Consider the following 11,900-nt stretch of genomic DNA (forward strand, 5'->3'; position numbering starts at 1 on the left):
AGTTTTTCAGGCATTTTTTGTTGTTAAAATTTACTAAAATTAACGTCTTTTACGTTTCTTTTTTTTATTTTTAGACTCTGAAATCTTTTAGAAAAGCCTTATACCACTGAGCTATGCCACATACACATATTTCCGGAGAGAACATTATACAGCTGCAGCATGCTAAAATTGCGCAGAAAAACTTTACTGTTCTTTCTGATGTTAACCTTAACATCAAAAAAGGAAGGTTCTGTTACCTGATCGGTAAGACCGGTTCCGGAAAAAGTTCCCTTCTGAAAACATTATACGGGCATATTCCCCTGGTAGCAGGGCACGGATCAGTCGTAGGTTTCGACCTTGCGAAACTGAGAACTTCAGATATCCCCAACCTCAGAAGGAAACTGGGCATCGTGTTCCAGGATTTCCAGCTGCTTTCTGACAGAACAGTGGAAAAGAACCTGAGATTTGTCCTGGAGGCTACCGGATGGAACGATAAAGTAAAAATAGAAGACCGTATCAACGAGGTTCTGGGCAGCGTAAACATGAAGAGCAAAAAGCATAAAATGCCTCATGAACTGTCCGGAGGAGAACAGCAGCGTGTTGCTATCGCAAGGGCTCTGCTGAACCATCCTGACCTCATCCTTGCCGATGAGCCAACCGGAAACCTGGACCCGGAAACTTCCAATGAGATTATGACCCTTCTGAAACAGGTTGCAATGGAAAACGGAGCTGCCGTTATCATGGCTACCCATGATTACCATATGATCCAGAATTTCCCGGGAGAAGCCATCCGTTGTGAAGACGGAAAGGTATTCGTACTGAATACGGCAGAATTATTTGAATAATTTAATTTAAGAGTCAATAAGCTTGACAGATCAGCAATGCCGGATTGTGATTTCAGGCTTTTTTGAATACATGAAAATCTTTGGTAAGTTCAAGATATTGGTCCGAGTATTGTCTCGGACTTTTTTCTATGGTGAAATCAAGTTTCGTTAAAGGTCTTTCTTTAAGAGAAAATTCCAGGATCAGTCTTTTAGGTTTCGATTGCTGAATCCCCCTTATTTCCACTCTCCTGTTCATAAACAACCCCGACTGTTCAGCAACAGCAGTAAAGCTCTCTCCCGCCTCATAAGGAATGATCACGGAAAAAATCCCTTCTCCAGTAAGCAGTGCTACCGACCTGGAGATCAGCTGCAGGAAATTCAGCTCTACAGTCTGTCGGGCAATTTTATCCTTGGATGAATCTGAAGCCTCAAAGTAAGGCGGATTGGATACAATAAGATCAAATTTGCGATCAGTTTCGAATTGCTTAAAGTCCTGATGTATATTCGTAAGCCTTGAACGGAACGGTGAATGCTCAAAATTATTCCTGGTAAGCAGAGCTGCTTCTTCATTGATATCAATACCCAGAAACTGAGCGGATGGGTTTCTCTGAGCCAGCATCAGGGAAATCAGTCCGGTACCGGTGCCGACTTCCAGGACATTCCTTGCCTGCTCTATCTGTGCCAACGCACCCAGCAGGACTCCGTCGGTTCCTACCCTAAATACTTTTTCAGACTGCTGTATATCGAAATTTTTAAAACGGAATGCTTTCATCCTACATATTTACCGGGAGCGTAATGGTAAAAGTAGATCCCTTTCCTACTTCAGATTTCACGGAGATCTCCCCTTTGTAATCTTCCACCATTTTCCTGACCATAGCTAACCCCAGTCCCATGCCGCTGTTTTTTGAAGTGAAATTAGGTTCAAATATCCGCTCGTACATATTTTCAGGTATGCCAATTCCGTTATCCTGTACGGATATCATAACCCTCCTCTGGTGCTGCTCTATATCCACGTTGATGATCAGCTTCCGGTCATCGCTTTTTGCCTGCCTGGCATTGGTTACCAGATTGGTAATGATCCTGGAAAGGTAAATCCTGTCCATATTGATCATGATATTGCTTTTATTGGCATGAAGAAAAACATTATCATCGCTGAATACCCTGAGAATATCTTCCAGTTCAGCATTGACATTGATTACTTCATTATTTTTTTCCGGCAGTTTGGCAAATTCTGAAAACGCAGAAGCAACCGTAGCGATAAGATCGATCTGATCTACCATGGTCTTGCTCATCTGTTTTACTTTATCTGTGATGTTAGGATCTTCAGGATTGAATTTCCTTTCAAAATTCTGGATGGTCAGCTTCATTGGGGTCAAAGGATTTTTAACCTCATGGGCTACCTGCTTGGCCATTTCCCTCCATGCTTCTTCAGAGGCTTTGAAACGCAGCCGTTCCTTCTGATCCTGGATCTGGAGGATCATCCGGTTGTAAGCCCTGGCCAGGGCATTGAGCTCATCATTTTTATAATACCGGATCGGATGCATCTCATTTTCAAATAAGGTGATTCTGGTAATCATATCAGAAAATTTCGTAATATTTTTGGCGAGGCCGTTAGAGGTTACCCAGCTGACCCAGATACTGAAGAGGATAAGAAAAATATCTACAAAAAGGATGTATTTAACATAGTCATGGACAATATTCATGTATGCGGATTCATCATGGTACAGCGGAATATAAATAATGGCAATCGGCTGGAGTTCATTATTCTTAAGGATAAGATAACTGGATGTAAGGCTTACATCCTTTACACGGTCGTACCCTTTGATATCCACCCGGGCATCCGTACTTAGTACCTTATTGACAATATTGACCGGGATTTTCTGCTGGACAACCATACTTTTTTCCTTATTGGAAAGGATATAATTCCCCCGCAAATCATAAACGATAATATCATGCTGATTGATATCTGCAATTTCGTAAATCTTATTTCCCAAAACCTGCGGCAGGTCTTTGGTTTCTATCAGGGAGCGGCTTACCGCATAATCCAGATACCGCATAACGGCATTGGTCTTCTCCTGCATATCCGTCTTGCTCTGTTTCAGAGAATTATCCCTCAAAACAAAGTAAAGAACCAATGAAGTGGCAACAACACATAACAGACATACCAGAAGAAAACCGAAAAATACACGGTTTCTTAAGCTATATCCTTTGTATTTACTGATTGCCATTTTGTTTTTTTATTATCGTAGCAATATACTTACCAATCACATCGAATTCCAGATTAACTTTGTCATCTATCTGCAAATGTTTCATATTGGTAAATTCCCAGGTGTAAGGAATGATTGCTACTGAAAAACGGGAATTTTCACTCTTGGCTACCGTAAGACTGATACCGTTTAAGGTGATAGAGCCCTGTGGAACGGTAACAAAATCATCAGCTTCATACGAAATCGTAATAAAGTAGCTGCCGTCCTTATTTTCTATGCTCACTACTTTTCCTGTTGTGTCCACATGCCCCTGGACGATATGTCCGTCAAGCCTGCCGCCCATCTTCACGCATCGCTCAAGATTGACTTCCGTACCGATATTCCATTGGGAGAGACTGGTCTTTTCCAGGGTTTCATTAATCGCTGTTACCACATATTGGTTATCCTGTATATCTACTACCGTTAGGCAGCACCCGTTATGGCCAAGGCTCTGGTCTATTTTTAATTCCTGCGTAAAAGGGCATGTCAGTGTGAAATCAATGTTGCCTCCTCTTGTTTCCATCTTCTCAATTACACCAACTGCTTCAATAATTCCTGTGAACATATTATTTTTTGCTAAATTTGTAGTTTAATCTTCAAAGATAATCAAAATGAGTCCAAAAAACCATAAGGTAAGGGTAGGAATTTCAATAGGTGACTTCAACGGCATCGGTCCGGAAATCATCATGAAATCACTGAAAGAGAAAACGATTACGGACTTTTTTACGCCGGTAATTTTTGGCTCGGGAAAATTGTTTACCTATCAGAAAAACATATTCAAGCTCAACCTGAACTTCAACTATATCAATGAGGTATCACAGGCTCAGGATGGTAAGCTCAACATGGTGAATCTGGTCAAGGATAATGTGAATGTTGAACTGGGAACTCCTACTGAAGAATCCACACAGCTGGCGATCCTGTCTCTGGAATCTGCTACCGAAGCTTTAATGAAAGGGGAAATTGATGTTCTGGTAACGGCACCGATCAACAAGGACGAAATGATGAAAGCGGGTTTCAAACACGCAGGACACACAGGATATTTTGAAGAAAAGTTCAATAAAAAAGGTTTGATGTTCCTGGTGACTGAAGATCTTAAAGTGGCGGTCTCCACCCATCATATTCCTATTGCACAGGTGGCAGAAAATATTTCCAAGGAGAAGATTAAAAAGCAGCTCAGGATGCTTAACCAGACACTGATAGAAGATTTCTGCATCCAGAAGCCGAAAATCGCAGTCCTTGGGCTTAATCCGCACTCGGGAGACGGAGGGATCATCGGTAACGAGGAAATAGAGATCATAGCACCGGCGATTAAGGAGGTATCAGATAATGGACTTATGGCATTCGGACCTTTTCCGGCTGACAGCTTTTTCCAGCCTAATAAATACCGGAGCTTTGATGCTGTACTGGCCATGTATCATGACCAGGGCCTGGCTCCTTTTAAAACACTGGCTTATGAAGAGGGTGTCAATTATACTGCGGCCCTTCCTTTTATCAGGACTTCCCCGGATCACGGTGTGGCCTATGATATTGCCGGAAAAAATATAGCGGACGAGCAAAGTTTCACGGAAGCTATTTTTACTGCCGTGAAAATATTCAAGAACAGAAGTGAATATAATGACCTCAGATCAAACAGACTCCAGCCCAGAAAAATGGTGGTGGATAATGGAGTTGACGAGGATCTTCCGGATGATTACAATGCCTAAAGGTCAAATATTTAGCTTTAAAATAATTTGTTAATCATTTTTATTTGTTATTATAAAAAAATTGCATATTTTTGCACACTCATTTTATGAACAAGTTAAGAAACTATGAGGTAAGCTTTTCCGGACTTAAAAACGGAAAACACGAGTTCAAGTTTGAGATAGATAAAACGTTCTTTCAATTATTTGACACCGAGCAGGAATTTACAAATCCCAGAATTACGGCAGATATCCTATTGGATAAGCATACGACTTTTCTGGAATTTGAAATCAGAATACATGGGCTGATCGAACTGGTTTGTGACATTACCAATGAAAATTTTGATCATCCTATTGAGAACCGTATTAAGGTATTGGTGAAATTCGGAGAGGAATATGATGACAGCGAAGAAGACGTAATCACCATTCCTGCGGGAGACCATGCATTTAATGCAGCACAGCTTATTTATGAAAATGTAATGCTGTCTGTTCCGATGAAGAAGATTTCCCCTGCTGTCAAAGATGAAGACCTTGAGCTTCTTGATCAGTTCAGTCCTAAAGACATAGAGGAAAGTGAAGATCAGGAGCATGAAAGCGACCCGAGATGGGATGCTCTGAGAAAATTAAAAGATAAAAATTAAAAATAATTTGAATATGATGAGATGATGAATCTCATCGCTCATCAATTAAAAAAGTTATTACACAATGGCACATCCAAAGAGAAGACAGTCGTCAACAAGAAGAGATAAGAGAAGAACTCACTATAAGGCTGTAGTTCCTCAATTAGCTAAAGATGCAACTACCGGTGAACTTCACCTGTACCACAGAGCACACTGGCATGAAGGAAAATTATACTACAGAGGTAAAGTAGTATTGGAAAAAGCAGTTGAGACTACTGAAGAAAACTAAGAAGTCTTTTCCTACGGAAAACTTCATTTTAATACAAAAACCGCTCAATTTTAATAAAATTAAGCGGTTTTTTGTTGTTTTTTACGTTTTTTTGGTATCTTTGGCCCAAAATCAAATATTAAATTTATGGATATTAAAGACATACAAAACCTGATCAAGTTTGTCTCTAAAGCTGAGGTTTCTGAAGTAAAATACAAAACCAAGGATTTCGAAATTACCATTAAGACCCCACTGGCCGGCAGCGAAGTATCGTATGCACAGCCTGCGGTTTACCATACCGCTCCACAACCAGCTGCTGCTCCTGCCCCATCTCAGGCTGCCGTACCGGTTGCTGAAAAGCAGGAAGCCGCTTCTGATGACAGTAAATATGTAACCATCAAATCACCAATGATCGGGACTTTCTACAGAAAGCCTTCTCCGGACAAAGATGTTTTCATCAATGTTGGAGATGAAGTTTCTAACGGTAAAGTGGTATGTGTGATTGAAGCCATGAAACTTTTCAACCAGATCGAATCTGAAGTAAGCGGTAAAATTGTTAAAATTTTAGTGGATGACGCTACTCCGGTAGAGTACGACCAGCCATTATTCTTAGTTGATCCATCTTAAGGAATTTTAGATTAAAGATTATAAATTTTAGATGATGCTGTCATTTAAAATAATTTAAAGTTCAAAATTTATAATTTAAAATTTCAGAAAGATGTTCAAAAAAATATTGATCGCCAATCGCGGCGAAATTGCAATGCGTATCCTGCGTACATGCAAGGAAATGGGAATCAAAACGGTTGCGGTATATTCTACTGCTGACAAGGACAGCCTTCATGTGAGATTTGCTGACGAAGCGGTCTGCATCGGTCCTGCCATGAGTAAGGATTCCTACCTTAAAATCCCTAATATTATTGCAGCAGCGGAAATTACTAATGCTGACGCCATCCATCCCGGCTACGGATTTTTATCTGAAAATGCCAATTTCTCAAGAATCTGCCAGAAGAACGGAATCAAATTCATTGGTGCAACTCCTGAACAGATTGAAAAAATGGGTGATAAGGCCAACGCCAAGGCGACCATGAAAGCAGCCGGAGTGCCTTGTGTACCGGGTTCAGACGGACTGATCGAATCTTATGAAATGGCAGCCAAAACAGCCGAAGAAATCGGTTATCCGGTAATGATCAAAGCCACTGCAGGTGGTGGCGGGAAAGGGATGAGAGCGGTATGGAAAGCTGAGGACCTGAAAGACCACTGGGATTCTGCAATCCAGGAAGCTGTAGCAGCTTTCGGGAACGGCGGAATGTACATGGAAAAGCTGATCGAAGAGCCTAGGCATATCGAAATCCAGGTTGCAGGAGATCAGTTCGGTAAAGCATGTCACCTTTCTGAAAGAGACTGTTCCGTACAGAGAAGAAACCAGAAACTGACTGAAGAAACCCCATCTCCGTTCATGACCGACGAGCTTCGTGAACAAATGGGTGACGCTGCTGTAAAAGCTGCTGAATTTATCGGTTACGAAGGTGTGGGAACTATTGAATTCCTGGTAGACAAGCACAGGAACTTCTACTTTATGGAAATGAATACCAGAATCCAGGTAGAACACCCGATCACTGAGCAGGTAATTGATTATGACCTGATCAGGGAGCAAATCCTTCTGGCTGCCGGAACACCTATCTCCGGGATTAACCATTACCCAAAACTGCATTCTATCGAATGCAGGATCAACGCAGAAGATCCTTATATGGATTTCAGGCCGTCTCCGGGTAAAATTACCGGGCTAAATATCCCTGGCGGACACGGAGTACGCGTAGATACGCATGTATATTCAGGATATACCATTCCTTCTAACTATGACTCTATGATCGCGAAACTGATCACCACTGCACAGACGCGTGAAGAAGCCATTGCTAAAATGAGAAGGGCATTGGAAGAGTTTTATATTGAAGGTGTGAAAACTACCATTCCTTTCCACAGACAGCTGATGGATAACGAGGATTACCTTGCCGGAAACTATACGACAAAATTCATGGAAGATTTTGTAATGGACAGAAAATATGATCACCACTAAGATCATACTATCATAAACTTATCAGCCGCCTCCTTCCGGAGGCGGTTTTTTTGTACATGATTTTTATCAATCCATGATATTTCTCAATTATTTGATTTATATTTGTTTGAGAAAGATATATTATGAAGAGATCCCTACTGATCGGTATATACAGCGTATTAACAGCGTTACTTATATCCTGCTCATCAGAAGAGCTAGAACAGAGTCAAAATACAGAAAGTCCTGCTGATTTTATGGAACATACCAAGCTTCCCGTTACTGAAAATTCAAAACAGTTCGGAACTTATAACGCGCTTGGGTATGGTTATAATGTTACAGGGGAATACGGAAATGTAAATGCCATTGGCCTGCAGGTAATCGATACCGATAAATTTAACGCAGAATACAGAAATATTGATGAGGAACAGGTATCATCTGCAGAATATAAGGAACAGTATGGGAAGGATGCGGCAGCCTATTCAACGGTACTGTCCGGAAAAGTTGCTGCTACGCAGTCGCTGAGAATGTTCGGCAAGACAATTTATTCAGCTTTTGGTACGGCCTTACTGAGTGACCAGACTTTTAATCCGGAATATATCTATGGCAGCCGTAACGCTACTATAAGACTCAGCAGATATCGTTTTTTTGCAACGGCAAGCGAACTTAGCCATTATGTTACTCCCGGCTTCTTACAGGACATCCAGACTAAAACCCCTGAACAGATTGTCAGTGAATACGGAACCCATATTACAACTGACATTTACATCGGAGCCAAAATTGATATCCTTTTCCAGGCAAAGACTACCAACCCTGACCGCGAACGTGCTGCAAGTATCGGTATAAAAACAGGATTTGAACCCAATAGCATCGATGCCCGGGATGCAGCAAAAAATTATGATAAAAAAGTCTATTACAGAACCAGAGGTGGTGACATTTCTGAGGCAATGGCAGGCATATACAGTTTCAGCGGTAAAGCTCCGACTATTGAAATTGGCAAATGGCAAAGTACGTGTACAAGGAAAAATGCTGTCCTGGTAGATTTTGGGGATCATGGCCTGGTCATTATCTATGATCTGGTAAAAGACCCGCAAAAGAAAGCATTATTAAAAGCTTATGTAGATGACTATCTGAATAAAAACCAGGTAATCCTGAAATCGTAAGGGTAAAACAATATACAAGTTGCTTCAATACAATGACCGTTTCCTATGAAACGGTTTTTATATTAATTATAATTTAATACTTCAAAAAAAATGTGAAGTAAAGATATTATACCTCCATATAGAATATACGTAAGCAATAATTTCTGATAGTCTTTTGTTTTAAGATTAAAAATTCTTATATCGGTCCATCGGCAGTATCTTATTCCGGTAAAAGGATTTCATTTATAATACTTACATTTGCCGAAAACCAAAACGATATGTCAACAGCAGAAACTGTAAAGAATTCACAGTATTTTATTGATCTTGAAGATCAGCACGGAGCGCACAACTACCACCCTCTTCCTGTAGTTTTAGACCGCGGGGAAGGTGTGTTTGTATGGGATGTGGAAGGCAAAAAATATTATGACTTTCTTTCAGCATATTCTGCCGTCAACCAGGGTCACTCTCACCCTAAGATTGTTGATGCCTTAGTTAAACAGGCCCAGAAACTGGCCCTGACTTCAAGAGCATTCTACAATTCAAAACTGGGAGAATATGAACAGAAGATTACTTCACTTTTCGGTTTTGATAAAGTGCTGCCTATGAATTCCGGCGCTGAAGCGGTGGAAACAGCAGTGAAACTGGCCAGAAAATGGAGTTATGAAATAAAGGGAATTGCAGAAAACTCAGCAAAGATCATCGTCTGTGAGAATAATTTTCATGGGAGAACGACCACCATCGTGTCATTTTCCAATGACCCGGATGCCAATCAGAATTACGGGCCTTTCACCCCGGGATTCATCAAAATCCCTTACAACGACCTTTCAGCACTGGAAGAAGCACTGAAACAGGATGCGGGACATATTGCCGCTTTCCTTGTGGAACCAATCCAGGGAGAGGCGGGCGTGTATGTACCGGATGAAAACTACCTGAAGAAAGCTTCTGAATTGTGTAAGCAATACAATGTCCTTTTTATCGCTGATGAAGTACAGACAGGAATTGCCCGTACGGGAAAACTGATTGCCTGCCATCACGAAAACGTGCAGCCGGATATTCTCATTTTGGGAAAGGCACTTTCCGGAGGAATGTATCCCGTATCAGCCGTTTTAGCGGACGATCATATCATGAATGTAATTAAACCCGGCCAGCACGGATCTACTTTCGGCGGAAACCCGGTGGCCTGTGCAGTGGCCATGGCTGCTCTGGACGTAGTTTCTGAAGAACGCCTTTCTGAACGCGCAGAAGAACTGGGAAAAACGTTCCGTTCCGAAATTGATAAACTGATTGAAAAAACGGATCTGATCACCAAGGTAAGAGGAAAAGGGCTCCTGAATGCCATTCTGATCAATGATACTCCCGACAGCTCCACGGCATGGAACATCTGTCTGAAGCTTAAGGAAAACGGATTACTGGCCAAGCCTACCCACGGCAATATTATCAGGCTGGCTCCACCTTTGGTAATTACTGAAGAACAGCTCATGGATTGTGTTTCGATCATAGAAAAAACCATTTCTGAATTCAAGCGGTAATGTCCCTTTCTTTAGCCGTTATCACTTATAATGAAGAAGACAACATTATAAGGCTTTTAGATTCGGTTTCAGATATGGTTGATGAGATTGTGGTTGTAGACAGCTACTCTTCCGACTGCACCAAAGAGCTGTGTCTGAAACACCCTAAGGTAAAATTCTCTGAAAAAAAATTCAACGGGTATGGTGAACAGAAAAACCATGCCCTTGACCTCTGTACCATGGAATGGGTGTTGTTCCTGGATGCAGACGAGGTTCCTGATGAGGCTTTAAAACATTCCGTTAAAGCTATTATCCATAATAGCAAAAACGAATCTGAAATTTATTACGCGAAGTTCACTAATCATTTAGGGATCTACACCCTCAAATTTGGCGGCTGGGGCAATGTCTTCCGTGAAAGGCTGTTCAAAAGATGCAGTGCCCGCTACTCTGACGATAAAGTTCACGAATTCCTCACCTACAAAGGCAAGGCCGGAATACTGACGGGAAAGATCAATCATTATACCTATAAAAGTATTCATCACCATATCGTAAAAATCAATAAATACTCTGATATGATGGCTGAAAAGATGTATGACCGGGGAAAAAGAATTACCCAGTTTAAAGTGATATTCAGCCCTGTGTTTGAGTTTACGAAAGTATTTATATTCAAACTGGGAATTCTGGATGGCTTTGGCGGATTCTATGTGGCTAAAACCATGTCATACTATACTTTTCTGAAATACAGTAAGCTGCGTGAAAAAATCAGGCAGGATGAAATCCGAAAAAGCCTTAAAACATGATGATTTTCTGCATTATTATAGCGGTTGTTGGTATTTTTATCATCGTGCATTTCAGGCTGTATCTTTTTTTGAGCCCAAAAGACAGGCTTATCATTCTGATGTACCACCAGATCGGGAATCAGCCGGACGACCTGACGGTAACTCCGGAGAACCTGGAAAAGCAGTTCAGTTATCTCCGGAGAAAAAACTATACCTCAAAATTTTTCAAAGAAATTGGGCGGCCTTCAGAAAGAAATATAATCATCACCTTTGATGACGGTTACCTGGACAACTTTGAATACCTGCCCGGACTGCTGGAAAAATATCATCTGAAGGCTACATTGTTCATTTCAACAAAGTTCATTCAGGAAGGTTATAAACAATATGCAATGATGAGTTTTGAAGACCTGCGCAGTCTGCATAAAGATTATTTCGAGATCGGCCTTCACAGCCATGCCCATGAGAATTTCAGGAATATCACCGGTAACTGTATAAAACAGGATCTCAGGACGAATATGGATATTCTGGAAAAGGAAAATATTCCCTATACCCGGGTTTTAGCTTATCCTTATGGAAAATATCCTAAGGAAAAGGATAAACAGCATCAATTATTCAGTCTTTTAACAGACCTGGGCATACAGTTTGCCGTACGAATAGGAAACAAAATAAATAGTTTCCCTTCAGATCCTCCTTATACTTTATGCAGGATTGACATTAAGGGAGGAGACTCGATGATAAAGTTCAAATTAAAACTTATCTTTGGAAAATTAAAACTATTTTAGGTAAATATCCGTTATAGGATAAA

The 11,900-nt window shown here is 41.0% G+C and carries 13 protein-coding genes; 10 read left to right on the forward strand and 3 right to left on the reverse strand.

The features are described from left to right. The first annotated feature begins 113 nt into the window (after nt 1–113). Nucleotides 114–824, forward strand: a complete 711-nt coding sequence (locus CGB83_RS10745) for a cell division ATP-binding protein FtsE (protein WP_100075762.1) — start codon at nt 114–116, stop codon at nt 822–824. Nucleotides 825–876: 52 nt separating this feature from the next. On the opposite strand, the gene CGB83_RS10750 is transcribed toward CGB83_RS10745, so the two are convergent. The 3 genes from CGB83_RS10750 to CGB83_RS10760 are packed head-to-tail and all read right to left on the reverse strand — an operon-like array spanning nt 877 to nt 3,614. Then, entirely contained in the window at nt 877–1,575 is a 699-nt protein-coding gene (locus CGB83_RS10750) for a tRNA1(Val) (adenine(37)-N6)-methyltransferase (RefSeq protein WP_100075763.1), read from the reverse strand. A gap of 1 nt (nt 1,576) precedes the next feature. Continuing rightward, nucleotides 1,577–3,031 carry a sensor histidine kinase gene (locus CGB83_RS10755; RefSeq protein ID WP_100075764.1) on the reverse strand — a complete coding sequence of 485 codons (1,455 nt, stop codon included), beginning with the start codon at nt 3,029–3,031 and terminating at the stop codon, nt 1,577–1,579. Further along, nucleotides 3,018–3,614 carry a riboflavin synthase gene (locus tag CGB83_RS10760; RefSeq protein WP_100075765.1) on the reverse strand — a complete coding sequence of 199 codons (597 nt, stop codon included), beginning with the start codon at nt 3,612–3,614 and terminating at the stop codon, nt 3,018–3,020. Before CGB83_RS10760 ends, CGB83_RS10755 begins: the two co-directional genes overlap by 14 nt. 46 nt (nt 3,615–3,660) lie before the next feature. On the opposite strand from CGB83_RS10760, the gene pdxA reads away from it, so the two are divergent. The 9 genes from pdxA to CGB83_RS10805 all read left to right on the forward strand — a co-directional run bounded on the left by pdxA (nt 3,661) and on the right by CGB83_RS10805 (nt 11,877). Then, entirely contained in the window at nt 3,661–4,752 is a 1,092-nt protein-coding gene (gene pdxA / locus CGB83_RS10765; RefSeq protein ID WP_100075766.1) for a 4-hydroxythreonine-4-phosphate dehydrogenase PdxA, read from the forward strand. Nucleotides 4,753–4,838: 86 nt separating this feature from the next. Beyond that, nucleotides 4,839–5,369, forward strand: coding sequence for a YceD family protein (locus CGB83_RS10770; RefSeq protein ID WP_100075767.1), 531 nt, complete (start codon nt 4,839–4,841; stop codon nt 5,367–5,369). Between the two features lie 64 nt (nt 5,370–5,433). Then, nucleotides 5,434–5,637, forward strand: coding sequence for a 50S ribosomal protein L32 (gene rpmF, locus CGB83_RS10775; protein WP_100075768.1), 204 nt, complete (start codon nt 5,434–5,436; stop codon nt 5,635–5,637). Between the two features lie 126 nt (nt 5,638–5,763). Continuing rightward, entirely contained in the window at nt 5,764–6,243 is a 480-nt protein-coding gene (gene accB, locus CGB83_RS10780) for an acetyl-CoA carboxylase biotin carboxyl carrier protein (RefSeq protein ID WP_100075769.1), read from the forward strand. A 91-nt stretch (nt 6,244–6,334) separates the two neighbouring features. Beyond that, nucleotides 6,335–7,690, forward strand: coding sequence for an acetyl-CoA carboxylase biotin carboxylase subunit (gene accC, locus CGB83_RS10785; protein ID WP_100075770.1), 1,356 nt, complete (start codon nt 6,335–6,337; stop codon nt 7,688–7,690). A 233-nt stretch (nt 7,691–7,923) separates the two neighbouring features. Beyond that, complete coding sequence (locus CGB83_RS10790; RefSeq protein ID WP_157761402.1) at nt 7,924–8,829, forward strand: MAC/perforin domain-containing protein; 906 nt, start codon at nt 7,924–7,926, stop codon at nt 8,827–8,829. 257 nt (nt 8,830–9,086) lie between these two features. Further along, entirely contained in the window at nt 9,087–10,337 is a 1,251-nt protein-coding gene (gene rocD, locus CGB83_RS10795) for an ornithine--oxo-acid transaminase (RefSeq protein WP_100075772.1), read from the forward strand. After that, entirely contained in the window at nt 10,337–11,116 is a 780-nt protein-coding gene (locus CGB83_RS10800; protein WP_100075773.1) for a glycosyltransferase family 2 protein, read from the forward strand. Before rocD ends, CGB83_RS10800 begins: the two co-directional genes overlap by 1 nt. Next, nucleotides 11,113–11,877 carry a polysaccharide deacetylase family protein gene (locus CGB83_RS10805; protein WP_100075774.1) on the forward strand — a complete coding sequence of 255 codons (765 nt, stop codon included), beginning with the start codon at nt 11,113–11,115 and terminating at the stop codon, nt 11,875–11,877. Before CGB83_RS10800 ends, CGB83_RS10805 begins: the two co-directional genes overlap by 4 nt. Nucleotides 11,878–11,900: the final 23 nt, after the last annotated feature.

Source organism: Chryseobacterium camelliae, from assembly GCF_002770595.1.
In the GTDB taxonomy this organism is placed as follows: Bacteria; Bacteroidota; Bacteroidia; order Flavobacteriales; family Weeksellaceae; genus Chryseobacterium; species Chryseobacterium camelliae.

Bases quoted from the DNA above. Each gene is read 5' to 3' on its own strand.
- CGB83_RS10760 (WP_100075765.1), bottom strand. From the start codon at position 3,614: ATGTTCACAGGAATTATTGAAGCAGTTGGTGTAATTGAGAAGATGGAA.
- CGB83_RS10770 (WP_100075767.1), top strand. From the start codon at position 4,839: ATGAACAAGTTAAGAAACTATGAGGTAAGCTTTTCCGGACTTAAAAAC.
- accB (WP_100075769.1), top strand. From the start codon at position 5,764: ATGGATATTAAAGACATACAAAACCTGATCAAGTTTGTCTCTAAAGCT.
- rocD (WP_100075772.1), top strand. From the start codon at position 9,087: ATGTCAACAGCAGAAACTGTAAAGAATTCACAGTATTTTATTGATCTT.
- rpmF (WP_100075768.1), top strand. From the start codon at position 5,434: ATGGCACATCCAAAGAGAAGACAGTCGTCAACAAGAAGAGATAAGAGA.
- CGB83_RS10745 (WP_100075762.1), top strand. From the start codon at position 114: ATGCCACATACACATATTTCCGGAGAGAACATTATACAGCTGCAGCAT.
- CGB83_RS10805 (WP_100075774.1), top strand. From the start codon at position 11,113: ATGATGATTTTCTGCATTATTATAGCGGTTGTTGGTATTTTTATCATC.
- accC (WP_100075770.1), top strand. From the start codon at position 6,335: ATGTTCAAAAAAATATTGATCGCCAATCGCGGCGAAATTGCAATGCGT.
- CGB83_RS10750 (WP_100075763.1), bottom strand. From the start codon at position 1,575: ATGAAAGCATTCCGTTTTAAAAATTTCGATATACAGCAGTCTGAAAAA.
- pdxA (WP_100075766.1), top strand. From the start codon at position 3,661: ATGAGTCCAAAAAACCATAAGGTAAGGGTAGGAATTTCAATAGGTGAC.
- CGB83_RS10755 (WP_100075764.1), bottom strand. From the start codon at position 3,031: ATGGCAATCAGTAAATACAAAGGATATAGCTTAAGAAACCGTGTATTT.
- CGB83_RS10800 (WP_100075773.1), top strand. From the start codon at position 10,337: ATGTCCCTTTCTTTAGCCGTTATCACTTATAATGAAGAAGACAACATT.
- CGB83_RS10790 (WP_157761402.1), top strand. From the start codon at position 7,924: ATGGAACATACCAAGCTTCCCGTTACTGAAAATTCAAAACAGTTCGGA.